This is a genomic window from Sideroxyarcus emersonii (assembly GCF_021654335.1).
Classification (GTDB): Bacteria; Pseudomonadota; Gammaproteobacteria; order Burkholderiales; family Gallionellaceae; genus Sideroxyarcus; species Sideroxyarcus emersonii.
Genome location: NZ_AP023423.1, coordinates 280,001 through 304,686, shown reverse-complemented (window position 1 = coordinate 304,686; position 24,686 = coordinate 280,001). Strand labels below are relative to the sequence as shown.

Sequence of the window (24,686 nt, the reverse complement as noted above, 5' to 3'; positions counted from 1 at the left end):
TTGAAAAACGATTGCTGAAATAACTCCCCAGTCCTGCGACATTCCCGCACGCCGATGTTAACCCTCGCATCGCGGCTGCACATTAAGAAAATTTCATCCCGGCTGGCCACATATCAGGCGCGCTTGAACGGTGCCCTTTCATTCAGTTCATCGACGTACTCGGCCACCGCGCCGGCCTCGCGCTGCAGGTAGCTTGCCACTGCCTGCGAGAACTGGGGATGCGCCAGCCAGTGTGCCGAACGCGTGGTCACCGGCAGGAAACCGCGTGCCAGTTTGTGTTCGCCCTGGGCGCCGCCCTCGAACGTCCTGATCCCGCGCTCGATGCAGAATTCCATCGCGGAATAGTAACAAGTCTCGAAGTGCAGGCCGGAGTGGAACTCCAGCGCTCCCCACGACCGTCCGTACAGCGCGTCGCGGGTGCGGAAATTGAGCGCGCTGGCGATCGGCCTGCCGGCGCGGCTGGCGATGACCAGCAGCGTATGCGGTTTCATCGTGATCCCGATGTGCTGGAAGAAATCGGCATTCAGCGACGGCGGCGAGTTGTACTGTCGGTGGGTGTTGGCATAACACTCGGCAAAGAACGCCCACTGCTCGGCACTCGCATCTTCCCCGGTGACGCATTGCAGCTCGATGCCGGCCTCCCTGACCTTGCGCCGTTCCTGCCGGATGCGCTTGCGCTTGTCGCGACTCAACGCGGCTAGGAAATCCTCGAAATCGCGATAGCCCGGGTTCTGCCAGTGGAACTGCACATCCTCGCGCAACATCATGCCCTGCGCCCTGGCCGTGCGCGTGGCCGCCTCGTCCAGGAACAGGCAATGCAGGGAAGACATGCCTGTTTCCCGCGCGAGCCGCAGCGCGGCCTCGAGCAACGAGGCGCGCATCTCGTCCGACTGGGCCAGCAGCCGCGCCCCGGTGACCGGTGTGAAGGGCACGGCACATACCAGCTTGGGGTAATAGCGCAGGCCGTGCCGGTGGTAGGCATCGGCCCAGGCGAAGTCGAACACCAGCTCTCCGTACGAATTCATCTTCACGTACAGCGGCATCGCCCCCAGCAATTGCCCGCCTTGCCACAGCGTGATGAATTGCGCCCGCCAGCCGAACGGCGGAGTGGCGCAACCGCTCGCCTGCAGTCCATACAGGTAGGCATGGGAAAGGAAAGGATCGGCGCCGGCCAGCGCATCCCATTGCGCTGCGGGTATCTCCGCCAGGTCGGCGACGATCTTCAGTTCGGGGGCACTCATGAATGTTTCATCTGTCCTGTTCACTTTCGCTCCGCCGCCGCAGAAAGACGGCAACTCACTCGCCAGCCATTTCGATGCATTGCATGGGCACGTCGCTTGCCCGCTTCTGCAGGTTGACCGGCAGCATCGTTCTCACGGTCGAGCGCTTGTCGGCATACAGCTCCTCGCCCAGCAGCGGCACCAGCCCGACCGGCTGGCGCGGGTGGCGCGGAAGATCCTGCCTGACCGCTTCCAGCTGCTTCTGGTTGGCACTGAAGTAGCGGTTGGCCTGCATCACGCGCGGCAGGTTCCTGAGCAGGTGCCACAGGCTCCAGCGGTGCTGCCACAGGCGCGCGGTGAAACGGCGGCGGTAGTTCCTGCTGTTGTAGAAGCGCAGGATATGCCAGTTGTACAGCGCATCCATCTGCTCGCGCGATGCAAAGCCCGCGGGCAGGAACACGAAGTTGAGGCAGTTCATCAGCCGCCAGTCTTCGATGAACTCGCCCTCCTCGCCGGACACGCACTCGTCCCAGATCGGCGCGCCGTACAGCGGGCTGAATTTGGTCATGTTCATCTCGTCCAGGTCGAGCGAGAGGATGAAGTCGCTGGTGGCCTTCACCGTCTCCGGCGTCTCGCCCGGCATGCCGAAGATGAACAGGCCTTTCGCGCGCAGCCCGGCTGCATGAATCTGCTCCACCGTCCTGGTCACCGCATCCAGCGTCACACCGGCCTTGTGCCGTTCCATCATCGCCGGATCGGCCGACTCGATACCCATCGACACCATCAGCGCGCCGGCCCGTTTCAGGCGCTGCAGCATCTCGTCCGAGGTGTGGCCGGTGCGGATGGCGCAGTTGAACTGCATGCCCAGCGGCTTTTCGATGAGCAGGTCGCACAGGTCGAACACGCGCTGCTTCTGCGCGGTGAACAGGTCGTCGTAGAAGTTGATGTGGTACACGCCGAACCGGTCGCGCAGGTACTTCATGTGATCGTAGATGTATTGCGCCGAATTGACCTTGTACAGGCGCTCGAACACGGTGCGGTCGCAGAACGAGCAGGTATAGGGACAGCCGCGCGAGGTGATCATGGTCGCCCCGTGTTTCTTCACATGGGAGAACAGCGGCAGGTGATAGGCCTCGGGAAAGCCCCGCAGCTTCTCGTAGGCGGGGAAAGGCAATTCGTCCAGGTCGAGGATGCGCTGGCGGCGCGGGTTGGCGACGATGCGCCCGCCATCGCGATATACCAGGTTGGCGATCTGGCCGAGCGGCTTGCCGTCGGCCAGGTCCAGCATCGCGCCTTCTCCCTCGCCGATGCACAGGTAATCGATCTCGGGAAAGCGTTCGAGCAGCGGCGCGCCGATGGAGGACACGTGCACATTGCCGAATGCCAGCTTGATGTCGGGGCGTTTCTGCCGGATGTACCTCGCCATGTCCGCCGCATCCATGAAGCCGGACGTGGTGGTGGAGAATCCGATCAGTTCGGGATCGGTGGCCAGCACGATCTCCGCGTTCTCTTCTATCGTCGGCGGCGCGAACGGGCCGAGGCAGTCATGCACGCACGTGGCATGGCCGTGCTTGTCCAGCCATGCCGCCAGCGACAGGATGCCGATCGGCGGCATGCGGTTGGCCAGTACGGAAAGGTCCGGCTGGCCCGGCACGAAGTTGAAACCGGCAGGATGGACGAACGTGATGCGCATGAGTCTCGCCGCCGAAAGTGACGGCGCTACTTTAAAACCACTTGCGCCAGATCAACAAGGGCAAACGGATAATAAATCCCGCGAATAACCTCAGGTGCATCCCGGTTAACAGCACGTTGTCGCGCAGGTAATTGAAGTGCGACACGCCGCCTTCGTCCGCACGCAGGTATTTGACCGGTGCCGGGATGTTGACCGGACGGGCGCCGTGCCAGCACAGGCGCACCGCGGCTTCCGGATCGAAATCGAAATGCCGCATCCAGCGGCTGCCTTCCATCACTTTCAGCAGCAGCGCGGCCGGATAGACGCGGAAGCCATACAGCGAATCGCCGATGCCTTGCCACAGCGTCTCCAGGTTCGCCCACCAGTTGGATACCTTGCGCCCGCGCACGCGCAATGCCGGGGCGCTGGCATCGAACACCGGCACGCCCAGCACCAGCGCATTGGCATCGGCCATGGAGGCGGCCATGAATTCCGGGATCTTTTCCGCCGGGTGCTGACCGTCGGAGTCCATGGTCAGCACATGCGTGTACCCCAGGCGCATCGCTTCGCGCAGGCCGTGCAGCACCGCTGCGCCCTTGCCCTGGTTGCGTTCCAGCACGATGACCCGCAGCCCGGGGTCGTCCTTGTCCATGCGCAGCAGCTCCGCCTCGCTGCCGTCCGTGCTGCCGTCGATCACCACCCACACCGGCGACCATTGCGCGCGTGCGGCGCGCACGGTCGGATACAGCGCCGCGCCGGTGTTGTAGCTGGGAATGAGGACAAGGTGCGAAGTCGACGGGGCGTTCATGCGGCACCCCTATTTCCCTGCGCCTGCATCTCGCGGCGGTAATAGTCTTCCAGGTCCGACACGAACGCCTTCACCTCGCCGTTCGCTTCGAAGCGTTCGCCCAGGCGCACGCGATAGACTAGGGGAAATTCCGGCTTCTTCAGCAACGGCCAGTGCTTGCCCAGGAACGGGCTGTTCGCTTCGATGAACACGGTCTGGATCGGCACGCCCGCCTTTTGCGCCACCAGCCCGAAACCACCCTTGAACGGATTGATCGGGGGCGAGACCGTGCGCGTGCCTTCGGGGAAGATCAGCAGCTGGCTGCCGGCGCGCGTCGCCACGGCGGCGCGGCGGATCAGGTTGCCGGTGGAATCGTTGCGGATGTAGCCGGCCATGCTGGCCCCGCCGCCGAGCAAGGGGTTGTCGAGCAGGTTCGCCTTCAGCACGCACACCATGCGCGGCAGGCGCGAGCCGATCAGCACCACGTCGATCAGCGCGGGATGGTTGGTGGTGATGATGAGCGGCTCGCCGCGCAAGGCATCCAGCGCGGTCAGGTCGCATTTCACCAGGCCGCTGGCGCGCACCACGAACAGATAGGAGCGGAACACCAGCATGATGGCGTATTGCCCAACGCGCTCCGCGATGCGCTGCGGCATCAGGTGGCGCAGCACGCTGGCCGGCAGGCTCCACGCCAGGCAGGCCAGCGCGAACAGCAGCAGCCCGCCGTAAAGCACGATGTACTCGTACAACGATTTGAATTGTCGCCAGACCCACATCACCTTGCCGCTTCCCTGAATCTTTTCCCGTTGGTGTCCCAGCCCGTTCGGACTACCCGGTCGTTCGGCCGGATCGCCCTCGCCAGACGGCTGGTTATAGCACATGGACATGCCGTTATGATGACTGCCGTAGCTTCAGTCGTTATTTACTTCCACCATCTTATCCGACTTGTCGATCGTCCATGTCACGGCAAAGCCGATGGTGAAATACTGCTTGCTCTTGACCAGCGGACTGTCTGCGAACACGGCACCGTTCAGGCTGTCCCATTTCATGAAACCGCCTATCCAGTGTCCATCCTGGTAACGCTTGCTGGATGCGACGATGAACTGCGCACCGGAATAGCCGCCGCTCGCCGTGTATTGCGGGCGCGTGGCCGTCGCGTACTGCGGATCGACGTTGTAGAAATACTGGTGGTAGCGACGGTCGGCATAGATCGGCCCGCCGACCAGTCCGATGTTCCAGCCGCTTTGCTCGACATCGCGGAAATCCACGGCGAGCTGGGGCTGGAACACCCAGCCGACCGACTGGACGCTCTTGAAATCCGACGCGATCACGCCCCGTACCGGCATGCGCAGGTCGAAGTTGGTCTTCTTGTCCTCGGAGTAATACAGGTGGACGTTGAGCGAAGGACCGACCTCCAGCGTCGGGTTCAGGTCCGGCATGCCCTGCCTCGCAACGGAACCCTGCGCCGGCACGGAACCGTTCACGCTGATATCCATCTCGACGCTGTCCTTGCGGAAGATCAGTCCGCGCACGCGTTCGCGGTTGATTTGCAGCGTCTCGCCGCGATAGACGAAATAGGGAATGGGAAGCAGGAAGAAACGGCGCTCGTTCGAACCCCGGTACATCGGGAAATCGATCGCCGCAATGCCGGCGCCGGCCTCCCACTCGGGCTTCATCTCGGTCTGCGCATGCGCGGCGGGAAAGCAGACGAGCGGCGTGACGACGGCGACGGATCGGACGATGTTCCTCATACGCTGCAGGCCGCGCGCTATGGCGCAGCCCTGAAATAGGCGCCTTCGATCTCCAGCAGCAGGTCGGAACGGCAGATGTTGGAATGCAGGTAGACCGCCTCGCATGCCGCCCCGAATTCGGCCTGTACCTTGTCGCGCACCATGGCGAGGTCGGCGGCATGGCGCAGATAGACCTTGAGCAGCATGCGCCCCTGCGCCGGGTCGTAATGCGGTATCTGCTGCAGCAGCGTGCGGATGTTCAGCAGCGTCTCGACGGTCTGCTTCTCCGCATCGCCCTGGTGCAGGGTCTCGTAACCGACGATGCTGGCGGTGCCGGAGATGAAGAAGCAATACTGCCCGCCCAGGGTCGCCGACATGGCGCGCACGAAGATCGGGCTGCGCGGGCCGAACTGCTGCGGGTAGTGATAGGCGCTGACCTGGCGGGGATTCTCCACCGCCTTGCCGTACTGCTTGCCCGCCATGAAGTAGATCACCAGCGAACCGCTGTTGCTGCCCAGCGCGCTGGCTGCCGGGGCATGCTCCTCGCCGGCCACGCGTCCGTTGGCGGCGAATGCCGCATGCCGGCCGACGTTGAAACCGCGGTAGCGCTCCAGCCCCTCTTCCTCGTCGTTGATCTGCGGGAAGTAATGCCACACGCGCAGCAGCTTGGGATAGCCGAAATGGTCGATGAAACCGAAGATGCGCATGTAGGCCTGTTCGGCCAGTTGCTCCAGCGTATCGCCCGCGTGCTGTTCCAGCGACAGGCAACCGAACAGGACGGTCCCGTCGGTGGTGCCGCACATGCCCAGATGTTCGCACGACGTGACCTGGGCATCGCTGGACCAGACCTCGACACTGCTGTCGCCCGCGCCCAGCACGGGGATATCGATCCACAGCGGCGCGCAGCCCAGCGGCGGCAACGGCAGCTTGCGGCCGAAACCGATGACGCTCAATACATGACCTCTGTGTGCTTCGAGATATGCGCCGATTTCGCCGGCGTCGAGATATTGCAGTCCGAATTGCTGATCGGGACTTTGCATGTCAGCCTGTCACACCCATCACTTCATTAACTCCCCTAACGCGATACGCCATGCATCGCTGCCGTACACACGCCCCGGTGCCCATCCATGCCGCGCAAGGCAGCCTATTCCGCCTTGTTGACCTCGATCCGGGTCAGCAACTGCTCGCCCCCGGAATTGAACGTCAGCACGCCTTCATGCCTGTATGAATACTGGATGACCCAGCGATCCGGACCGAAATAGAAGGGGATGGAAGCCTTGTCGGTCGGATGCTGCCATTGCTTGGTCGGCGGACCGATCAACTGCTCCACCTGGCTCAAGGTGAGGCCGGTCTTCAGCCTGGCGAACTTGCTGCCGGAGGCCGGCTTGCCCACGACCTCGCCTTCGACCGCTTCTTCTTTCCTGACCACCGTCTCCGCCTTGGCCGCTTCCTTCCTGGCGGCGGCCTTCCTGGCGGCATCCTTGGCCGCTGCCGCCTTGGCCGGCGGCACCTCGGCGGACGTATCCGTCTTCGCCGGCTGTGATGTGCATGCAGTCATCCATGCGGCAGCCAGAACGACGAGTATCGGATATGCATGTTTCATGTCAGCCTCTCCAAACAGCGCATGCGGGCGTTTAAAAACGCCTCGCATCTTAACCGACCCCTACATGCCGGGCAACCAAAGGCGCTCCGCCGCGACGGTGTACGGCACTTACTCGTCGCGCCCGACGATCAGGATCGCGGAGAAGACCAGGCTCAGCACCGCACCGCACGCCACCGTGGAACCGATCGCATTGAGCACCGGCGACTGCGAGAACGACAGCAGCCCGAAGCCGAGCACGGTGGAGGCGTTGGCGAACAGCAGCGAGGTGACGGTGCGCTCGCGGTCCTGCGGCGAAGCACAGCGGTGGTCGAAGAACAGCGCGTAATTGGAACCGACCGCCACCACCAGCAGCAACCCGATCAGGTGGAAAATGGATAGCGCATGTTCGGTCAGCACCAGCCAGGCCGTCACTGCGACCACCGCCGCACCCAGCGGCAGGCAGACATCCAGCACGCGACGCACCGAACGCAGGCTGGCGAACAGCAGCACGACGATCGCCAGCGCACCGAACAGGGCGTTCTTCGCGGCCTCGTGCCGGTAGTCGCGGAACATCTGTTCCGATTCCCGTTTCATGTCGAGCAGCACGAAAGCGTTGCCGGACGCCCGGATATCCCGCTCCAGCGCCTGCGCATCCTTCACGCCGCGCAGCGGCAGCATCAGCGACCACTTGCCCTCGCGCTGCACCAGCATAGTGTCGAGCTTCAGCCCCAGGCTGCTGCCTTGCAGCGCCGCCCGGTCCAGCAAGGGTTGCCGTTTCGCGGCCGCGATCTCCTGCGCGAACGGCGCGAAGGTCGAACTGCGGAACGGCAGCCCTTGCAGCGCCTGAGCGAGATGGCTGCGCGCCGCAGCGGCATCCGGCAGGGCGGCCTGCCGCGCCTGCTGCACCGTGCGGCTCGGCAGCAGCGGCACATCGAACCCCGCCAGCAGGCCCTGCGCCACCAGCGTGCGCATGATGGGCGCGACCGCTTCGCCCTGCTGCAGTACGCTCTCCTGGTCGCTGCCGCTGAGTACCAGCATGTAGCGCACATCCGGCGCCCCCATGTCGCGGCGCAGCTGCTCATCCAGCGCCAGCGCTTCCTTCGGCACCGGGCTCATGCTCGACAGGCTGTCGTTCCACAGCGCATCGCGCTTCCAAGCCAGCAATGCCAGGGCTGCCGCCACCAGCACGAACAGCAGCATGCGCGCGCGCGGTGCGCGGCGCACCAGCGCCATCAGCGCACTGCTGAAACGCGTGGAAGCATGTACCGAGAAACCCTGCGGCAACAGATGGGGCAATACCCAGCGCGTGGTGCTCACCGCGACGACCAGCCCGGCGATGGAAAACAGGCCGAGTTGCGCCAGCCCGGTGAAACCGGAGATCAGCATGGCGCTGAAACCGCAGATGGAAGTGAGCACGCCCAGGCGCAGCGTCGGCCAGATGCGCCGCAAGGTGTCTCGCGGCGCCTCGTCGTGCCCGATCTGGGTGAACAGGTAGATCGCGTAATCCACGCCCTCGCCGATCAGCGTGACGCCGAAGCCGAGCGTGATGCCGTGCACGCTGCCGAAATCCAGGCTCACCGCCGCCACGCCCGCCAGCGCACCGCTCGCCACCGGGAACAGTCCCAGTGCGAGCACGCGCGGCGAGCGGTAGAGCAGCAGCAGCATGCTTGCCACCAGCAGCGTGGCGATGAGCGAGAGCCGCCATGCATCGTTGCGGATGGAAGCGCGCGACTCCACCGAGAACACGCCCGGGCCGGTCATGCGCACCTGCGCCTGTGCCGCCTCGGGCAGCGTTTTCCGGGCGCCCTCGAATGCATCACGGATCGCATGCATGGCACGCTCCTGCGCGTCGATGTCATTGCCCGCGCCGGCGGTGTAGGCTAGCAGCATGGCGCGCAGGCCGTCGCGCGAGAACCAGACCCCGTCCTGCATCGCAGGGTGCGCCTCGCCCTGCAGCTGTTCCAGCAGGTGAATCAGTTCGCCGCTGGGGTCGCCGGGCAGCACGCGCTGCGCCATGCCGCTCATCGGTGTGCTCAACAGCTCCAGGTAGCCGCTCAGACTTTCCTTCAGTCCGGCCGGGGTGAAGCGTTGCGGCGTGACCGCGTCGCTGAGCAGGTAGCGGTTGCGCCACAGCAGCTGGAAATCCTTTTCCAGCCCTGCCCGCTCGCCGTTGTTGATGCCGGCCAGATCGGGGGCGCCGCGCAACTGCGCCGCCATCCGTTTGCTCAGCTCGGCCAGCGCGCCCGGCGGCGCGCCTTCCACGCCAACCAGGATCAGGCGCGACACCACGCCGTCGCGCAGCTGCTCGACCATGATCTTCTGCGTGGGCGTCGGATCGCGCGGCATGAATGCCGACATGTCGGCGGTGAAACGGGAATGGCCGATGACCAGCGCGCAGGCGGCAACGAACAGCAGCCACACGATCACCGCGACATGCCGGCGCAGTTTCATTGGGTATCCTCGGTCACCCTCATGCTGGAACGGTCGCCGTTGGATTCGCGCATCTCGATACTGGTGACGCGATTGTCGCGGCCGGCGATCACGATCTCGCGCACCATCTCTCGCGTCCTTTGTTCGATGGGTGACAGTTGCAGACGCCATTTCGCCGCATCGCCTTCCAGGCTCACCGCATAGAAACGCTGCAGGGTCGGCAGGTCGCCGGCCAGGGTAGAGCGGATGCTCTCGACGAAAGCCCACACTGCCGGATATTCCTGCAACACCAGGGTGCGCCTGATGTTGCGCGCCGGGTTGTCGATGGTCAGCACGCCCCCGTCCAGCACCAGGTTTTCAGTCAGGGGGGCCAGCGTATGCTTCTCCAGGTGGTCAGGCGCCCGGAACGACAGCGTGCCGGAGGACTCCAGCGGCTTGTTCAGCACGCTCAGGAATTTGCGCTCGACGAATTTTCCCTGCGAGGTCTGCACCTGTGCCAGCGCCCGCATCAGTTGCGGCAGACCCCAGTCGTCCGGCGGTGCCGACGGGACGGTCTCGGCATGGACGGCGGCCGAGACCAGGCACAGCAGCAGGAACAGGGAACGCATCATGGTTTCCAGAAATCGTAGAAGTTGAACCAATTGTACGGGGCACTGCGGCAAAAGTGTTCGAGGCGCATGACATAACGCTGCTGCGTCCGGCCGATCAGTTCGTCGCGCGGCAATGCCGGATCGGCCATATCGGCCAGTTCCTCGAAATGCAGGTCGTAGCGATTGCCGCCGCGATACACGCCGACCATCAGCAGCACTGGACACTTCAGCATGTACGCCATGCGCAGCGGGCCGCTGGGGAATCTGGCGGGTGCCCCGAGGAAATCGCAGGTCACGCTCGCGCCGTCCTGCTCCAGCCCCCGGTCGGCAAGCATGCCGATGAATTCGCCGCGCTCCAGCGCCTGCCGCACCTTGAGCATGGAATCGACCTTGCCGAGTCCGATCACCTGCTGCGTCAGTTCCGGATTGATCGCCTGCAGCACCGAGTTGAGCTTGCGCGCGTTCTCCTCGTACATCACCACGCTGGCGGGCGGCCCCTGGATCTCGTGGGCATAGGCGCGCGTGATCTCGAAGCTGCCGAGATGCGCGCCGAGCAAAATGCAACCGCGCCGCTGCACCAGCATGTTGCGCGCCGTATCGTCCAGGTGCACGCGCACGTCGAACTTGTCGAAGCGGCCGTTGAGCAGGAACACCCGGTCCAGAATGGTCGCCGCGAAGGCATGGATGTGGCGGAAGCCGTCGCCGATGCGCGGCTCCCGCCCCAGCGCCTTGCGCAGATACTGTTTCGAGGCGGCGCGGGCTTCGCCGGCGACCAGCATGTAATACAGGCTGGTCGGGTACAGGAACAGGCGCGCGACCGGACGGCCCAGCGCGAGCGCCACCCAGACGATGAAACGGATCGCCAGCAGGTTGCTGCGCTCCGGTTTGGCTGTCCATTCCGGCGAGGCGCTCTCCCGCGCTTTGTCATCGGCCTGCAACGGCGCCTCCCGTCAGGACCCTGGTGCCGGCGACGCTGCACTGGAACTCCACCGTCCCCTGCGGCGAGCGCGTATATTCGATCTCGACGCTGTCGCCGGGCCGCACCGGATGCAGGAATTTGGCCGTCTTGACCTTGCCCGGCACGAACGACAACTGCTCTGCCTGTTCGATGCGAGCCAGCACCTCGGCCAGCAGCAATGCGCCGGGAATGATCGGGTTGCCGGGGAAATGCCCGGCCCCGGTCGGGTGGTTCGCGGCGATGTGCAGGGTCAGCTGGTTCATTTCTTTGCGTGGTGTGCCATCAGCTGCTGCAGCGCTTCGCGGGTGATCTTGCCGGTGGCGTTGCGCGGCAAGGCCTCGACGAAGTACAGGGGGCGCGGCAGGAATACCGCATCCACGCTGTTGCGCAGCGCGCCGAGGATGTCCTCGCTGCGCAGTCCCGGCGCAACCACGAATGCCAGCGGTCGCCGCACCGTGCCGTCGCTGTCGTCGGGCATGAAGAACGCGCCGTCCTGCACGCCCGGGATGGCGTTCAGGTGATGGTTCAGGCTGGCCAGCGAGGTGCGCTTGCCGGCGATGTTGATCATGTCCGACGTGCGCCCGTGCAGCACGAAGGTGCCGTCCGGCCGGCACTCGATCTCGTCGCTCAGGCGCGCTTCGATCTCGACGTGTCCGCCGTACACGCGGCAGCCCAGTTCGTCCTGCGCCATCCCGACCCCGGGCAGCAGGCTCCAGGCCGCACCTTGCGTGGTACGGCGGCTGGCGGCCATGCCCGCCTCGGTGCAGCCGTATATCTCGTACAGCGGTGCGGCGAAACGCGCCTCCGCCTCGAACGCCAGTTGCGGCGCCAGATGGGCCGTGGCACACAACACGAATTGCACCGCCGGCAGTTGCGTCGCCTCGCTCAGCAAGGTGCGCAGGTGCACCGGCGTGGTGACCAGGCAACGCGGCGGCGGCAGGGCTGCCAGCTGCGCGCAGATGTCGGCCGGATAGAACGGTCTTTCGGCAACCAGCGCCAGGCCGTTCTGCATCGCCAGCAACATGCTCGACTCCAGGCCATACATATGTTGCGCCGGCACCGTACCCAATAGCACCATGCCCGAACCCGGCACGATGCCCAGGCTGGCCGCTTCCGCTGCTGCGCCCTTGCACAGGCTGCCCCAGGTCTTCTCGTGCGGAACCGGATCGCCGGTGGAGCCGGAGGTGAACACCAGCGCTGCGCGTTGTGCAGCGGGGATGCGCGGCACGGTGCCTGCAGTCGCGCGGGGATCCGCCTCGGGTTCGGGGAATGGCATCACCTCGACGCCGGGGAACTCGGCCGCGCCGTCCGTCAGGCAATAGATGCCGGGGTAACGCCGCGTCAGGCGCGCCACAAAATCGGCTGTGTAGTTAGGCGGCAGCAGGCTGGTCTGCCCCCGGCACAGCGCAGCGGCGAAACCGACTGCAAAGCGGTAACGGTCGGCGCACAGGTTCAGGATATGGGGCCTGTCCGGCAGCCGTTGCGCGAGCGCTTCCACATCGCGCAGGAAGCGTCCGACAGGAATGGCCTTGCCGGCGCGGTATGCGAACGGGCCGTCCAGCCCGGCATGACTGATGAGCGGAAAATCGGACATGACGTTATGGATTCTGCTTGCGCGGTGCGGCAAGATCTTTGGCATAGACCTCGATGGTGCGCCAGATGGAGGCACGCGGGTGTGCGGGATGAACGACGATGCGGTAGAGGTATTCGCCGATGAACATCAGCGCCAGCAACGGCAGGTTCAGCACATTGATGAAGAACGACCAGGCGGTGATCGAGGCAAGGCTGTAGAGCGCTGCGGAGACAATCACCTGCAGCGCGAAATAGGCGCTCCACGCCGCGGTGACGCTGCGCGTATAGGATGCGATCTCCGGGCACAGCTCGCCGTGCATCAGTCGCGCGATGCGCGTGATGAGCGGCTCGCGCCCGCCGAACAGGGTATGGCCGAAGAACCACATCATGAACAGGTTGAACGAGGCATGGGAGATGCCGGTCACCGCGATCAGCCCGATGCGCTCATGCTCGCCCAGCACCAGATAGACCGGCAGCGCGCCGATGGCCAGGCCGAGCAACGGCCACCACACGATGTTGACGGAACGGAACGCCCACCAGCCGATGCCGGCCAGCAAGGGCAGCAGCACCAGCAGCAACTGCATGCCGCCCGACTCGCTCGTCGCAATGGTGTTGTGCAGCCAGAACGGGTAAGCGATGAATGCGGCCAGCAGCAGTATCTTGCCAAGACGCAGCATGATCAGGCCCACTCCGGGATGCGGGCCGCATTCATAGGATGAACGGCACGAACATCTTGCTGCGTTTCATGTATTCGCGGTAGACATCGCCGAAATAATTGATGTTCTCGCTCTCTTCCGCACGCGCCGTGGCGATCATGAACAGGCTCGCCGTGACCGCCAGGATGACGCCAAGGATCGAGGGCTGCTTGCAGAAGAACCCCCAGCCGAGGAAGATCAGCGAGCTGTACATGGGATGCCTGATGTAGCGGTAGATGCCGGAGGTGACCAGCGCCGTGGTCTTTTCGAATTCGAACATCGGCACATCGTTCCGGCTGGAGTCCGGCTTGCCCGACACTTTCAGCAGCACGACGCCGAAGACGACCAGCAGCAGCGAAATGAAGAACAGCACCCCCGCCATGATCTGGTTGGGTGCGCTGGTATTGTCGTACCAGACCCGCATGTTCATCACGAACAATCCGAGCATGCACTCCCACGCGATGAAACGGTAGAAGCCGTGCGACCCCGGCTTGCGCAGCGAGGCCCTCGACACGAAGGCCAATCCCAATGTCACGACAGTAAAGGTAACTGCTTCCAGCATCGTTGCACTCCTGATACTCGGACCCTCGCCAAGCGAGGGCTATTTAATCACAGAACGGCTTGCCCATCATAGGCTGGGCGGGATCAGGCGACCGCGCGCTTCAACGCGCGGAAGAACTCGCGCTCGCGCTCGGCCTGGCCATGCAGCATCCGAGCCAGCTTGCCGGGGTCGAACGCATCGCGTCCCTTGATCATGCGCGCCGCCTGCAGGGCGAACTCGCGCCAGCCATCGCCGACCTCATTCATGCGCTCCGACAGCGCCGCCAGTTCGGCGATGCCGGTGACGTGCGCCGCTTCCTGCAGGAACGCCGCATACAGGAAGCGGAAACCGGCGCCACCGGTGCCGATCTCTTCCTGCATGCGCACGATATGGCCGGCATAGTTGAGGCTGAGCCTGTCGGCGGGGTCCAGCTTCGCCACCCGCTTCGCCAGCATGCGTATCCCGCGCACGCCGACGATGGGAACGGGACCGAGCATGGTACGCACGGTCTTCCGGATCGCCCGGCGGACGGCGTCCGCCGTCACCTCGTTGCAGCCGATGGACTCCGGGTAATACAGCAGCCCTTTGGGCGCCATCAGGCCTTTGGCGAAACGCGCGCGCTGCAGGGCATCGCCCGCACAGCGCTGCGGATCTTCAGCGACCGGGTCGCTGATCAGGTATTCATCGCCTTGCTTGCCGTACACGATCAGGTTGTGCGCATTGAAGTGGAAGCGCATGTCTTCGGGGAAATAGGGCAGCCAGAACGGCGAGGTCTGCGCACCGACCACCCGGCCCTGTGCCAGCAGCTCGTCCAGCCGCCTCATCCCGGCCGCCGGGTCGCGGAACGTCTCGAAACGAAAGCGCATCCCGAACGGCCTCGCCATGCCCTTGAGGATGTGCCTGGGCGGCATGCGGTAGGCGATCAGCGGAAAGCCCGCGAACTTCACGAAGGGCAGGTAGGCGAACGCCATCGCTGACGACAGGCCGAACGCCATCGCCTCCGAAATCGGCACGCCGTGGTGGGTCAGCAGCGAGGCCGCCACACCGCTCTCGCAGTGCGCGGCGTGGCGATGTCGGAATTCCGTCCCGGTGGTCGCCTTCATGGCAGCCGCCTCAGCTGTTCCACGCCGATCCCCATCACATCGGCATAGCGCTGCAGGATGGCCGTCGACAGCCTGGCGAATCTTTGCGGATGGAAGTGGCGGCGGATGCGCCATTGCCAGAAACCGGTGACCTGGGACAGCTGCGACAGATCCAGGCGCCGCGCATACATCCAGTATTCCAGCGGCGAGGTCCGGCCGGCCAGCACGCGCTCCCGGGCCGCTGCGGCCAGTTCGTCTATCCTTTCCAGGGCCTGCAGGGTGACGGTCTCGTCCACTTCGCCGCCGCGCGACGGGACGATCACCATGCGCCCGTCCTTATCGCGCGCATACATCGCGCGCCGATGGCCGCCCATCGTGCGATTACCCTCCTGCGGCACCTCGTCCACGTCCATCAGACCGCCTCCATGAAAATGAAGGCGCTGGAGAAGCGCCCGCTCTCCGGGACGTACAGCAGCAGTTTCTGCCCCTTACGGATGCGGCCGGAGCGGAACAGTTCGTCCAGCATGATGTAGGGCGAGGCGGAACCGGTGTTGCCCTTCTCGACCAGGTTGGTGAACCAGCGTTCGCGAGGAATGTTCACGCCGGCCTCGGCCAGTCCCGTCGCGACCAGGTCGGCGAAATAGCAGGAAGAGTAATGCGGCAGGAACCAGTCGACCTGCTGCGCCGACAGGCCGTGCTTCCTGACCAGCTCGCGCAGGGGATCGGTCAGCGTGGCGCGGACCACATGCTCGTTGAGCAGCTTCACATCCTGCTTGACCGTGAACACGGAGCGCGTGGCCCACTCCAGCGGCGAGAATTGCTGCCATCCGGTCAGCGACGCATCGGCATTCTTTTCCGCGCCGGAATACATGCAGGCCGGCAGCTCGTGCGCAGCGGACGACAGCTCGACCCAGTCCACCCGCAGGCTCAACGGCCCGCTCGGCCTGTCCTCCAGCAGCACCGCACCGGCGCCGTCGGATAGCATCCAGCGCAGGAAATCCTTTTCGAAGGCGATCTCCGGGCGCTCTTCCAGCTCTTTCACCTTGTGCTCGGCCTCGGCCGCGAAGTTGCGCGCATGCAAACCGACGGAGGCCAGCTCGGAAGCCACCGCCACGGCGCGGTGCGCATCGCCGGCGCGCACCGCCAGCCAGGCGTGCTTGAACGCTGCCGCGCCCGCCACGCAGATGCCGGCCAGCGACACCACTTCCAGGCGCGGCCAGCCCAGTACGCCATGCACCATAACACCATGTCCCGGCATGAGCTGGTCGGGACGCGAGGTCGCCGCCGCCAGGCTGTCCACCCTGTCGATATCGCCGAGGCCCCTGACTGCTGCAGCAGCCATCGCCGCATTCGACATCACCGGTTCGCCGGTGAGGCGGTCGAGCGCATAGTGGCGATGCCGGATGCCGTTGCTGCGCAACACGATGCGGCGCGCCTTGGAAGGCTTGCCGCCGACCATGCCGAGCACGGCTTCCATCTCTTCGTTGCCGACCGGCTCCAGCGGCAGGAACGACGATGTGCGCGTCAGGTAGACATCAGTACCCATACAGATGCATCCTTTCCGTCCCGCACCCCGACGGCTGATCGAAGCGCCGCTTCAGCAACGCACAACGCTGGCGCAGGAACGGGCGCAACAGCGACTGGATGGACAGGCTCAGCGGCACCACGGTCAGGATCAGCGCGATCAGGAAGGCGACGTACAGCAACAGGAACGGGTAGCGCCGGCGCTGCCCCGGTTCGCCCATGGCGCGCAGCAGCTTCCCCCACAGGTAGAAACTGCGCGTGGCGGCCCGCTCGCTCGCCAGCAGGCGCGGATCCGAATCGGCGGCGCGCAGGCCGCTGAGCAGCGGCGCGGCGCCGCGCTCCTGGCCGTTGCGCAGGGCATCGCGCAACGCCAGCCCGAAGCGGCCAGCGGCGCGGATGCTTGCCGCATCGACACCGGCCGGCGGCAACAGCTTGAGCAGGTCGCGTTTGCCGCTCAGCAGCCACAGCGGGGTGGTGAGCAGGCTGGCCAGGGTCGGGCTCGGATCGACCAGCACCACGTTATCCAGCAAGCGTGCACCGCAGTCTGCCAGCAGGCCTTTCATCTTCTCCTGCGCCAGCATCCACATGTTGCGGCAGGCAATCACCGTCACCACCGGCTTGCCGGCCAGCAGCCTGTGCGCCAGCGGATGCTTGAGAAAGGCGGTGACCGGCTGCGACGGCGCCAGGAACCAGACCTGGTAAGGCAGGATCACCAGATCGAATTCCTCCTCGCCGGTCAGAGACAGCGGTTGCAGCGGTGCGGGCACCATGTGCGCGGATTCCGGAAAGGCATCGAGAAAACTGAAGAAGCCCCATGGGAACGGGAACGGCTTGAGCGGGCGCAGTTGCTCGACATGGAGCGCGATGTCGCTCTCGTGCCGCAGCGGCGCGAGGATGTTCCCGACGATCTGGCTGAGCTGGCCGGTCTGCGAATAATCCAGTACCAAGACGCGTTTGATCGGGCGGGAGGTCGATGCTTCGGTTGTCTTCACTGCTGCCACGCGACTAGTTGAGAGGATCGAAAAAACGGGCGGATTCTATCATTCCGCCCCCCTTGCACCAAGGCACCCGCGCCCGTCATCCCGCGTCCTTCGCGCCATGCGTCAGGCACAGGTGAGTGGCCTGGCTGGAAAACATCGCCGTCGCCGGCACTGCGGAAATATCCGCGTGCACTGCCGTATCGCACGGCAGCAACCTCAACCAGTTGCTTTCCCCGCCATCCATCTCGTCCACCCAGCCGAGCAGCACACCGCCGTGCCCGCCCTGCGCACCGGCCAGGCGCAGCAGCGCTTGCGGGCTGGCGCCGGCCATGAAGCAGGCGTGCCCCTGCCAGGCCAACTGCGCTGCCAGCATAGCCAGCAACTGGCTGGGCTGCGTCTGCAGGAACGCCAGCGGCATCGGCAGATCGTCGCGCACTTGTTCGAGGACGTGCGCCGTCGCCGCGTAGGTGCCGCGCCGGCTGCCCAGCCATATCTGCGCATCCGGCGGCAGGGTCGTCTCGCCGGCATCCGCCATGCAGCGCAGCGCGCCGAACAGGCCGAGTTCGGCCCACGTGCCGATGCGCCGCGGCTTGCTGCCCAGCATCTGCGCCAGTTGTTCGCGCCAGCCGGCCGGAGGCGGTGCAGCAAGGCAACGTCCGCCGATAGTGAAAATCTTCATGTGCGCTCCAGCACCACGGTGGCATGACTGCCGCCGAAGCCGAGTATCGTCGCCATCACGCGGCGCACCTGTTCCGGCATGCGTGCGGCGAGGCCGATCCCCAGCGCGGGGTCCGCTGCTTCGGGATATTGCGGCCACACGTTCTGCTCCAGGCATGCCGTCAATAGCGCGATCTCCGCCGCGCCCGCGGCCCCCATGGTGTGCCCGATCGCCGCCTTGAGCGAGACCAGCGGCGGCACGCTCCGGAAAGCCTCGCGCAGACCTTGCGCCTCGGCCGCGTCGTTGCCCGGGCTGCCGGCAGCCTGCACCTTGATCAGATCGATGGCGTCCGCCGTTACGCCGCTCGTCGCCAGGGCACGCCGGTACATCTCCGCCACCGCCGGCACGGAAGCGCCGGTCGGCAGGCTGCCATCCACCACATTGGCGCCGCCGGTCACCCGCCATGGTGCGCCCGCACGCGTGGATAGCCGCAAGGCGGCGACGGCTTCGCCCAGCACCAGGCCGTCGCGTTGCGCTGCAAAAGGCCGGCTGCCCTGCGGCGAAAGCAATTGCAGCGCCGCGAATCCGCCCAGGGTAAGCCGGTTGTCCAGTTCCACCCCCAGCACCAGCGCTTCTTCTTCCTCGCCTGCCGACAGCAGCGCATGCGCGGAGAGCAGCGCATTCAGGCAGGACGTGCATGCCGTACTGATCGTATATACCGGACCTTCCCACTGCAGCCATGCGGCCACCTTGGCGGCGAATTTGCCGTAATCCATTTGCGCCTCGCCCTGCTCCACCGCACCGATGTCGAACGAAGCGGTGGCGATGAAGAGTGCGCCGTTGCGCGCCTGCGCCGCACCGGCTGCGGCGGCGACCAGCTGCACCAGCTGGCGCGCACGTTCGTCCCAGCCGTGTTGCGCGGCGGGAATGGCGTAATAAGGGAAACGGCCGCCCAGCGCGCCGGGCAATACACATGCCGAGGGGGTCACTCCGCCCAGCCGCAGCGAAGCCAGTGCGCTCTCCACGTCCAGGCCCAGGGCACAGGCCAGCCCGCGGCCGCAAAGATGGACCGGTTTCATGCGGGTCGGTGTTTGCGCAGGTGTTCGGCCAGGGCCAGCAACGAGACCAGGGCGCGACGCGTTTCCTTGCTGTCGGGCATGCGCACGCCGTATTTCTTCTGGATCGCCATCGAGATCTGCAATGCGTCCAGCGAATCGAGCTCCAGCCGCGAACCGGGGCCGAACCACGGTTCGTCGTCGCGCAGCCCGCCGGCCGGCTCATCCTTGTCCACGGCGGCCAGGATGAGCGCCTTGAGCTCGTCGCGGAATGCGGTGTCGTTGTCGTTCATGGGAACCGGGGCGCCCGCCGGACGGCGGACGCTGGGATCATTTGGCGCGATGCTGCTGGATATGCCGGTTCAGATTGCGCAGCGAACTGAAAATCTTGCTGTTGTCCGCGTCGTCCGACTTGAGTTGCACCCCGTAGGTCTTGGAGATCGCCAGCGACAGTTCGAGGATGTCGATCGAGTCCAGGCCCAGTCCTTCGCCGTACAGCGGCGCATCCGGTTCGATGTCGTCGGCCGCCACTTCCAGGTTCAACGAGGTCACGATGAGTTGTGCCAGCTCTTTTTCTTCTGCACTTGCTGCCATGATGCTCCCTGTGGTTTATTTATGCGGGCGCATTTTACCTCATTGGCGGCAAGGGTTCTAAACCGATGCGTCAGATCATCGCGCCGTTGATGGAGATGACCTGTCCGGAGATGTAGGCGGCCTTGTCGGAAGCGATGAACGCCACCAGCTCGGCCACCTCCTCCGGTTTGCCGGCCCGGCCGAGCGGAACCAGGCGCTTGATGGCGTCCTTGTCGAACACGTGCTCGGTCATCGCAGATTCGATGATGCCGGGCGCGATCGCATTGACGGTGATACCGCGGCTGGCAACTTCCAGCGCCAGCGCCTTGGTCGCGCCGTGCAGGCCGGCCTTGGCGGCGGCGTAATTGGTCTGGCCGCGGTTGCCGGCAAGGGCGGCGACCGAGGATATGTTGATGATGCGGCCCCAGCGCCTGGCAATCATCGGCAGCAGCAGGGGTTGCGTCACATTGAAGAAGCCGTTGAGCGAGACGTCGATCACCCGGTGCCATTGCAGCGCATTCATGCCCGGCATCACGGCATCGTCATGGATGCCGGCGTTGTTCACCAGGATCTGGATCGCGCCGTCAGCCAGCACGGTCTGCAGCGCGCTTTGCGTCTGCTCGGCATTCGCCACGTCGAATGCGATGGCCTGCGCGCTGCCGCCGGCGTCTTCGATGTCGGCCACGATTTCTTCCGCGCGCTGCAGGGAGCTGTTGGCGTGCACATATACGTGGTAGCCGAGTTGCGCGAGCTTGCGGCAGATCTCCGCGCCGATGCCGCCGCTGCCGCCCGTCACCAGTGCGCGCTTCATACGCCAGCCTTGTCTGCGTCGAGCACCACGGTGGCGCGTCCGCTCATGATCCGGTTCGCGCCGGCATGAATGTCGAACTGGTAGATGACGCGCGCCTCGTCGCCCATCACTTTTTCGGCGTCGATGACGAGATCGTCGGCCAGGTCATCCAGACGGCCGACGCGGCAATCGACATCGCGCAGTGCGGCCAGGTAGCCCGCCCGCGGCCGCCGGTCGAGCCGGGCATCCCATGCCCCGTGCACCGCCATCGCCTGTGCCGCATATTCGATGCCGCACCACGCCGGCAATCCGCTGCCGCTGCGCAAGGGATTGCCGGCATCGCGGTGCGTGCCGCTGATACAGCGGATGCGCTGCGCATCGCATTCCAGCACGCCGTCCAGCAGGCACATGTCGCCGCTGTGCGGAATGACGCCGGCGATCGCGGCCTTGTCCGCTAGCATGGCGTCACACCGAGCTTGAGATGGTTGTCGGCGAACCAGGCGAGGCTGATCTGCGTGGGCTTGCCGCTCGCCAATGCCGCCAGCAGCGGCAAGCCCCGCGCCGCCGGGACGCCGCGGCGCAGCGCGTCCAGCCCTGCATCCTGCATCGTGGTCTCGCTGGCGCCGCCGGCAACCAGTTCCACCGTGATCGCCGCCAGCGATTTATCCGTCTGTTGCGCTGTCAGGATCAATGCCATGCCGAAAGGCGCCGCAATGGGCCGCACCGTGTGCAGCGGCTCCGGATACGGGTGGTCGTAGGCAATCAGCACCACGACGGCACCGTCCACCGCGACCTGCGTAGCCGACTCCAGCAATCCTGCAGCAAAACTGGCGTCGTGCGCACACAGGCTGGTGGAAGGTTCATGCGTGCCTGCAGCGATGCACCAGTACCCTGCTGCGGCGTTGTGCACGGAATTATGGAAGCGGGTCGGCGACACTTCGCGTGGCGCGGTGGCCAGGATGCCGTTAATGGCGTGCGCGTTATCGTTGTCGCCGCCGGACGAGGTGAACACCGTGGCGGCTGTCCGGGTATCGCGCCCGGACTGCAGGAACGCCTCCTGCCCCACGGCGAGCGCGAGCTTGATCGGCACGCCGGCACGCCGCCGCTCCGGTGCCGGCAGCATGTCGCTGCTGCGCAGGTTGGTCGGGGCGGCCTGGTAGGCCGATTCGCCCGCCAGCACGGCACGACCGGCAGGCCAGCCGTCCAGGCCCGGCCCCAGCAGCCCGACGCCTTCGACGAATACGCGCATCACGCCTTCCTCCCCAGCACCAGGCTGCAATTGCTGCCGCCAAAGCCGAAGGAATTGCTCAACACGCGATTGACCTTGCCCGCACCATTCTCGATCCGGTAGTCGATCGCGATGGCGGGGTCGAGCTGTCGCGTATTGATGCTGCCCGGCAGGAAATTGTGCTCGATCGCCAGCATGGCGATGATGGCTTCGGTGACCCCGGCGGCACCCAGCTGGTGCCCGGTCCAGCCTTTGGTCGAACTGCACGGCACACTGGCGCCGAACACATCGGCAACCGCCTTGCCTTCGCTGGCGTCGTTGGATTTGGTCGCCGTACCATGCAGGTTGATATAGTCGATGTCGCTCGCCTGCAAACCGGCGGAGCCCAATGCGCGCTGCATCGCCAGCCTTGCCCCCAGACCCTCCGGATGCGGCGTCGACATGTGATAGGCATCCGAGCTTTCGCCCACCCCCAACAGCAGCATCGCATCCGGCGATACCTGCGCCGGCGCCTTTTCGAGCAATACGAAACCGGCTCCTTCGCCGATCGAAATGCCATCGCGTTCCGCATCGTACGGCCGGCATGGCTGGTGCGAGACCAGCCCAAGGGAATTGAAGCCGTACAGCGTGCTCAGGCACAGGCTGTCCGTTCCGCCGACCACGGCTGCATCGCACACGCCTGCTGCCATCATCCGCTGCGCATTGGCGAACACCTTGACGCTCGATGAACAGGCTGACGATACGACGAAGGATGGGCCGCTCAGGCCCAGGTAGCGCAGGACGAATCCGGCCAGCGAGTAGGAATTCTGCGTCTCTGCATAATGGAAATCTGGCGGCAATGCGCCGGTATCCGGATCCAGCCGGCGATAAGCCAGTTCCGTCTGCAGTATCCCGGAAGTGCTGGTGCCGAGAAACACGCCAATGCGTGACGCGCCATACTTCCGCTTCGCCAGTTCGACCGCCTGGGCGAAACCGTCCTGCTCCAGGCAAAGCTGGGCGAGGCGGTTGTTGCGGCAATCCCATGCTGACAGGTCTGCGCGCACGCGGAAATCGTCCAGCGCCTCGACTTTGGCAATATAGGTTTCCAGGTCGACATCTTCGAATGCACACGGCGCCAGCCCGGAACGACGGCTGCGCAACGCATCCATGGTTGCGGACACCCCCAGCCCCAGACTGTTGGCAAGTGCGGTGTGACTGATGACTAAGGGCTGCAAATTAGAAAACCACTCAATTGTTTGGAAGCACGAACCGTGCTGGTCGAATTCTAGCACATCAAAAAATCCGCCCGTCGCCGCAAAGTCACGGTTGCATCGAATTCCGGTTCGTTTGTCGCACCGACGCTGCCTCGTCCGCTTGAACGGCAGAAACGACAAAGCCCTCGCGAGGAGGGCTTTGTCGTTTGTAAGGAGTCTGACGATGACCTACTTTCACATGCGGATGCACACTATCATTGGCGCGAAGTCGTTTCACTGTCCTGTTCGAGATGGGAAGGAGTGGGGCCAACTTGCTATGGTCGTCAGACATAACTGTTATCAATCGCTGAAGCGGGTTCAGGGTTCCAGCGCTTGATGTAATTTTGGAAGAAGTAAAGTGTGTTCTGATTGTTGCGAGCGTTGTTACTTGCGCTTGCCTAATGTTATAGGATCAAGCCGCACGGGCAATTAGTATCGGTTAGCTTAACGCATTACTGCGCTTCCACACCCGACCTATCAACGTGGTGGTCTTCCACGACCCTTCAGGGCAATCAAGTTGCCAGGGAAGTCTCATCTTGAGGCGAGTTTCCCGCTTAGATGCTTTCAGCGGTTATCTCTTCCGTATATAGCTACCCGGCGATACGACTGGCGTCATAACCGGTACACCAGAGATACGTCCACTCCGGTCCTCTCGTACTAGGAGCAGGCCCCCTCAAACTTCCAGCGCCCACGGCAGATAGGGACCAAACTGTCTCACGACGTTTTAAACCCAGCTCACGTACCACTTTAAATGGCGAACAGCCATACCCTTGGGACCGGCTACAGCCCCAGGATGTGATGAGCCGACATCGAGGTGCCAAACTCCCCCGTCGATATGAACTCTTGGGAGGAATCAGCCTGTTATCCCCAGAGTACCTTTTATCCGTTGAGCGATGGCCCTTCCATACAGAACCACCGGATCACTATGACCTGCTTTCGCACCTGCTCGACTTGTCAGTCTCGCAGTTAAGCATCCTTTTGCCATTGCACTATCAGTACGATGTCCGACCGTACCTAGGATACCTTCGTACTCCTCCGTTACAATTTGGGAGGAGACCGCCCCAGTCAAACTGCCTACCATGCAATGTCCCCAATCCGGATTACGGATCTAGGTTAGAACCTCGAACACACCAGGCTGGTATTTCAACGTCGGCTCCACGATGTCTGGCGACACCGCTTCAAAGCCTCCCAGCTATCCTACACAGGTCTATTCAAAATCCAATGCAAAGCTACAGTAAAGGTTCATGGGGTCTTTCCGTCTAGCCGCGGGTAGATTGCATCTTCACAAACATTTCAACTTCGCTGAGTCCCGGGTGGAGACAGTGTGGCCATCGTTACGCCATTCGTGCAGGTCGGAACTTACCCGACAAGGAATTTCGCTACCTTAGGACCGTTATAGTTACGGCCGCCGTTTACTGGGACTTCAATCAAGAGCTTGCACCCCATCATTTAATCTTCCAGCACCGGGCAGGCGTCACACTCTATACGTCCACTTTCGTGTTTGCAGAGTGCTGTGTTTTTATTAAACAGTCGCAGCCACCATTTCACTGCAACCCCATCGAGCTTCAAGAGCAAGTCTCTACACTCTACCGGGGCGCACCTTTTCCCGAAGTTACGGTGCTAATTTGCCGAGTTCCTTCACCCGAGTTCTCTCAAGCGCCTTAGAATTCTCATCCTGCCCACCTGTGTCGGTTTGCGGTACGGTCCCAATGCAACTGAAGCTTAGTGGCTTTTCTTGGAAGCTTGGTATCAGCAACTTCGCGCCCGAAGGCACTCGTCATCACGCC

Annotated in this window: 26 protein-coding genes and 2 rRNA genes (1 of these 28 cut by a window edge); all 28 read right to left on the bottom strand. The window is 64.2% G+C overall.

All coding sequences use genetic code 11. The features are described 5' to 3' along the window. Positions 1–113 precede the first annotated feature (113 nt). Positions 114–1,241 (bottom strand): GNAT family N-acetyltransferase, encoded by a 1,128-nt coding sequence (locus tag L6418_RS01400; RefSeq protein WP_237247697.1) that lies wholly within the window; start codon positions 1,239–1,241, stop codon positions 114–116. Positions 1,242–1,296: 55 nt separating this feature from the next. Continuing rightward, positions 1,297–2,913 (bottom strand): B12-binding domain-containing radical SAM protein, encoded by a 1,617-nt coding sequence (locus L6418_RS01395; protein WP_237247696.1) that lies wholly within the window; start codon positions 2,911–2,913, stop codon positions 1,297–1,299. 31 nt (positions 2,914–2,944) lie between these two features. Continuing rightward, entirely contained in the window at positions 2,945–3,700 is a 756-nt protein-coding gene (locus L6418_RS01390) for a glycosyltransferase family 2 protein (RefSeq protein ID WP_237247695.1), read from the bottom strand. Next, a complete protein-coding gene (locus tag L6418_RS01385) occupies positions 3,697–4,566 on the bottom strand; it encodes a 1-acyl-sn-glycerol-3-phosphate acyltransferase (RefSeq protein WP_237247694.1) in 870 nt (289 codons plus the stop codon). Before L6418_RS01385 ends, L6418_RS01390 begins: the two co-directional genes overlap by 4 nt. A 24-nt stretch (positions 4,567–4,590) precedes the next feature. Continuing rightward, positions 4,591–5,430 (bottom strand): MipA/OmpV family protein, encoded by an 840-nt coding sequence (locus L6418_RS01380; protein ID WP_237247693.1) that lies wholly within the window; start codon positions 5,428–5,430, stop codon positions 4,591–4,593. Between the two features lie 17 nt (positions 5,431–5,447). Then, entirely contained in the window at positions 5,448–6,449 is a 1,002-nt protein-coding gene (locus tag L6418_RS01375; RefSeq protein ID WP_237247692.1) for a hypothetical protein, read from the bottom strand. Between the two features lie 104 nt (positions 6,450–6,553). Beyond that, positions 6,554–7,012 carry a hypothetical protein gene (locus L6418_RS01370; protein WP_237247691.1) on the bottom strand — a complete coding sequence of 153 codons (459 nt, stop codon included), beginning with the start codon at positions 7,010–7,012 and terminating at the stop codon, positions 6,554–6,556. 108 nt (positions 7,013–7,120) lie between these two features. After that, a complete protein-coding gene (locus L6418_RS01365; protein ID WP_237247690.1) occupies positions 7,121–9,442 on the bottom strand; it encodes an MMPL family transporter in 2,322 nt (773 codons plus the stop codon). Next, entirely contained in the window at positions 9,439–10,032 is a 594-nt protein-coding gene (locus L6418_RS01360; protein WP_237247689.1) for a LolA-related protein, read from the bottom strand. Before L6418_RS01360 ends, L6418_RS01365 begins: the two co-directional genes overlap by 4 nt. Further along, on the bottom strand, positions 10,029–10,949 hold the full coding sequence (locus L6418_RS01355) for an acyl-CoA synthetase (RefSeq protein ID WP_237247688.1): 921 nt from the start codon (positions 10,947–10,949) through the stop codon (positions 10,029–10,031). Before L6418_RS01355 ends, L6418_RS01360 begins: the two co-directional genes overlap by 4 nt. Further along, positions 10,936–11,232 (bottom strand): hypothetical protein, encoded by a 297-nt coding sequence (locus tag L6418_RS01350; protein ID WP_237247687.1) that lies wholly within the window; start codon positions 11,230–11,232, stop codon positions 10,936–10,938. The genes L6418_RS01355 and L6418_RS01350 overlap by 14 nt, the downstream gene beginning before the upstream one ends. After that, positions 11,229–12,563, bottom strand: coding sequence for an AMP-binding protein (locus L6418_RS01345; RefSeq protein ID WP_237247686.1), 1,335 nt, complete (start codon positions 12,561–12,563; stop codon positions 11,229–11,231). The genes L6418_RS01350 and L6418_RS01345 overlap by 4 nt, the downstream gene beginning before the upstream one ends. Positions 12,564–12,567: 4 nt before the next feature. Continuing rightward, positions 12,568–13,218, bottom strand: a complete 651-nt coding sequence (locus L6418_RS01340; protein ID WP_237247685.1) for a hypothetical protein — start codon at positions 13,216–13,218, stop codon at positions 12,568–12,570. A 31-nt stretch (positions 13,219–13,249) separates the two neighbouring features. Continuing rightward, on the bottom strand, positions 13,250–13,798 hold the full coding sequence (locus L6418_RS01335; RefSeq protein WP_237247684.1) for an isoprenylcysteine carboxylmethyltransferase family protein: 549 nt from the start codon (positions 13,796–13,798) through the stop codon (positions 13,250–13,252). 83 nt (positions 13,799–13,881) lie between these two features. Continuing rightward, positions 13,882–14,880, bottom strand: coding sequence for a BtrH N-terminal domain-containing protein (locus L6418_RS01330; protein WP_237247683.1), 999 nt, complete (start codon positions 14,878–14,880; stop codon positions 13,882–13,884). Next, positions 14,877–15,272 (bottom strand): hypothetical protein, encoded by a 396-nt coding sequence (locus tag L6418_RS01325; protein WP_237247682.1) that lies wholly within the window; start codon positions 15,270–15,272, stop codon positions 14,877–14,879. Before L6418_RS01325 ends, L6418_RS01330 begins: the two co-directional genes overlap by 4 nt. Continuing rightward, positions 15,272–16,405, bottom strand: coding sequence for a beta-ketoacyl-ACP synthase III (locus tag L6418_RS01320; RefSeq protein ID WP_237247681.1), 1,134 nt, complete (start codon positions 16,403–16,405; stop codon positions 15,272–15,274). The genes L6418_RS01325 and L6418_RS01320 overlap by 1 nt, the downstream gene beginning before the upstream one ends. Next, the gene (locus tag L6418_RS01315) at positions 16,395–17,375 is read right to left on the bottom strand and encodes a dialkylrecorsinol condensing enzyme (protein ID WP_237247680.1); all 981 of its coding nucleotides are present in this window, start codon (positions 17,373–17,375) and stop codon (positions 16,395–16,397) included. The genes L6418_RS01320 and L6418_RS01315 overlap by 11 nt, the downstream gene beginning before the upstream one ends. 85 nt (positions 17,376–17,460) lie before the next feature. Further along, entirely contained in the window at positions 17,461–18,042 is a 582-nt protein-coding gene (locus tag L6418_RS01310) for a hypothetical protein (protein WP_237247679.1), read from the bottom strand. After that, the gene (locus L6418_RS01305) at positions 18,039–19,100 is read right to left on the bottom strand and encodes a beta-ketoacyl synthase N-terminal-like domain-containing protein (RefSeq protein WP_237247678.1); all 1,062 of its coding nucleotides are present in this window, start codon (positions 19,098–19,100) and stop codon (positions 18,039–18,041) included. The genes L6418_RS01310 and L6418_RS01305 overlap by 4 nt, the downstream gene beginning before the upstream one ends. Next, a complete protein-coding gene (locus tag L6418_RS01300) occupies positions 19,097–19,369 on the bottom strand; it encodes a phosphopantetheine-binding protein (protein WP_237247677.1) in 273 nt (90 codons plus the stop codon). Before L6418_RS01300 ends, L6418_RS01305 begins: the two co-directional genes overlap by 4 nt. A gap of 37 nt (positions 19,370–19,406) precedes the next feature. Then, the gene (locus L6418_RS01295; protein WP_269807817.1) at positions 19,407–19,670 is read right to left on the bottom strand and encodes a phosphopantetheine-binding protein; all 264 of its coding nucleotides are present in this window, start codon (positions 19,668–19,670) and stop codon (positions 19,407–19,409) included. Positions 19,671–19,740: 70 nt separating this feature from the next. Further along, positions 19,741–20,460 carry a 3-oxoacyl-ACP reductase FabG gene (fabG, locus tag L6418_RS01290; RefSeq protein ID WP_237247676.1) on the bottom strand — a complete coding sequence of 240 codons (720 nt, stop codon included), beginning with the start codon at positions 20,458–20,460 and terminating at the stop codon, positions 19,741–19,743. After that, positions 20,457–20,900 carry a hydroxymyristoyl-ACP dehydratase gene (locus tag L6418_RS01285; RefSeq protein WP_237247675.1) on the bottom strand — a complete coding sequence of 148 codons (444 nt, stop codon included), beginning with the start codon at positions 20,898–20,900 and terminating at the stop codon, positions 20,457–20,459. The genes fabG and L6418_RS01285 overlap by 4 nt, the downstream gene beginning before the upstream one ends. Beyond that, positions 20,894–21,688 carry a beta-ketoacyl synthase chain length factor gene (locus tag L6418_RS01280; RefSeq protein WP_237247674.1) on the bottom strand — a complete coding sequence of 265 codons (795 nt, stop codon included), beginning with the start codon at positions 21,686–21,688 and terminating at the stop codon, positions 20,894–20,896. The genes L6418_RS01285 and L6418_RS01280 overlap by 7 nt, the downstream gene beginning before the upstream one ends. After that, on the bottom strand, positions 21,688–22,881 hold the full coding sequence (locus L6418_RS01275; RefSeq protein ID WP_237247673.1) for a beta-ketoacyl-[acyl-carrier-protein] synthase family protein: 1,194 nt from the start codon (positions 22,879–22,881) through the stop codon (positions 21,688–21,690). Before L6418_RS01275 ends, L6418_RS01280 begins: the two co-directional genes overlap by 1 nt. Positions 22,882–23,075: 194 nt before the next feature. Further along, positions 23,076–23,188, bottom strand: a 5S ribosomal RNA gene (gene rrf, locus L6418_RS01270). Positions 23,189–23,307: 119 nt separating this feature from the next. Further along, positions 23,308–24,686 (bottom strand): 23S ribosomal RNA (locus L6418_RS01265) (it continues 1,503 nt past the right edge of the window).

Excerpts from the sequence above, each read along its gene's own strand:
- L6418_RS01400 (WP_237247697.1), bottom strand. The coding sequence starts at position 1,241 with ATGAGTGCCCCCGAACTGAAGATCGTCGCCGACCTGGCGGAGATACCC.
- L6418_RS01395 (WP_237247696.1), bottom strand. The coding sequence starts at position 2,913 with ATGCGCATCACGTTCGTCCATCCTGCCGGTTTCAACTTCGTGCCGGGC.
- L6418_RS01390 (WP_237247695.1), bottom strand. The coding sequence starts at position 3,700 with ATGAACGCCCCGTCGACTTCGCACCTTGTCCTCATTCCCAGCTACAAC.
- L6418_RS01385 (WP_237247694.1), bottom strand. The coding sequence starts at position 4,566 with ATGTCCATGTGCTATAACCAGCCGTCTGGCGAGGGCGATCCGGCCGAA.
- L6418_RS01380 (WP_237247693.1), bottom strand. The coding sequence starts at position 5,430 with ATGAGGAACATCGTCCGATCCGTCGCCGTCGTCACGCCGCTCGTCTGC.
- L6418_RS01375 (WP_237247692.1), bottom strand. The coding sequence starts at position 6,449 with ATGCAAAGTCCCGATCAGCAATTCGGACTGCAATATCTCGACGCCGGC.
- L6418_RS01370 (WP_237247691.1), bottom strand. The coding sequence starts at position 7,012 with ATGAAACATGCATATCCGATACTCGTCGTTCTGGCTGCCGCATGGATG.
- L6418_RS01365 (WP_237247690.1), bottom strand. The coding sequence starts at position 9,442 with ATGAAACTGCGCCGGCATGTCGCGGTGATCGTGTGGCTGCTGTTCGTT.
- L6418_RS01360 (WP_237247689.1), bottom strand. The coding sequence starts at position 10,032 with ATGATGCGTTCCCTGTTCCTGCTGCTGTGCCTGGTCTCGGCCGCCGTC.
- L6418_RS01350 (WP_237247687.1), bottom strand. The coding sequence starts at position 11,232 with ATGAACCAGCTGACCCTGCACATCGCCGCGAACCACCCGACCGGGGCC.
- L6418_RS01345 (WP_237247686.1), bottom strand. The coding sequence starts at position 12,563 with ATGTCCGATTTTCCGCTCATCAGTCATGCCGGGCTGGACGGCCCGTTC.
- L6418_RS01340 (WP_237247685.1), bottom strand. The coding sequence starts at position 13,218 with ATGCTGCGTCTTGGCAAGATACTGCTGCTGGCCGCATTCATCGCTTAC.
- L6418_RS01335 (WP_237247684.1), bottom strand. The coding sequence starts at position 13,798 with ATGCTGGAAGCAGTTACCTTTACTGTCGTGACATTGGGATTGGCCTTC.
- L6418_RS01330 (WP_237247683.1), bottom strand. The coding sequence starts at position 14,880 with ATGAAGGCGACCACCGGGACGGAATTCCGACATCGCCACGCCGCGCAC.
- L6418_RS01325 (WP_237247682.1), bottom strand. The coding sequence starts at position 15,272 with ATGGACGTGGACGAGGTGCCGCAGGAGGGTAATCGCACGATGGGCGGC.
- L6418_RS01320 (WP_237247681.1), bottom strand. The coding sequence starts at position 16,405 with ATGGGTACTGATGTCTACCTGACGCGCACATCGTCGTTCCTGCCGCTG.
- L6418_RS01310 (WP_237247679.1), bottom strand. The coding sequence starts at position 18,042 with ATGAAGATTTTCACTATCGGCGGACGTTGCCTTGCTGCACCGCCTCCG.
- L6418_RS01305 (WP_237247678.1), bottom strand. The coding sequence starts at position 19,100 with ATGAAACCGGTCCATCTTTGCGGCCGCGGGCTGGCCTGTGCCCTGGGC.
- L6418_RS01300 (WP_237247677.1), bottom strand. The coding sequence starts at position 19,369 with ATGAACGACAACGACACCGCATTCCGCGACGAGCTCAAGGCGCTCATC.
- L6418_RS01295 (WP_269807817.1), bottom strand. The coding sequence starts at position 19,670 with ATGGCAGCAAGTGCAGAAGAAAAAGAGCTGGCACAACTCATCGTGACC.
- fabG (WP_237247676.1), bottom strand. The coding sequence starts at position 20,460 with ATGAAGCGCGCACTGGTGACGGGCGGCAGCGGCGGCATCGGCGCGGAG.
- L6418_RS01285 (WP_237247675.1), bottom strand. The coding sequence starts at position 20,900 with ATGCTAGCGGACAAGGCCGCGATCGCCGGCGTCATTCCGCACAGCGGC.
- L6418_RS01280 (WP_237247674.1), bottom strand. The coding sequence starts at position 21,688 with ATGCGCGTATTCGTCGAAGGCGTCGGGCTGCTGGGGCCGGGCCTGGAC.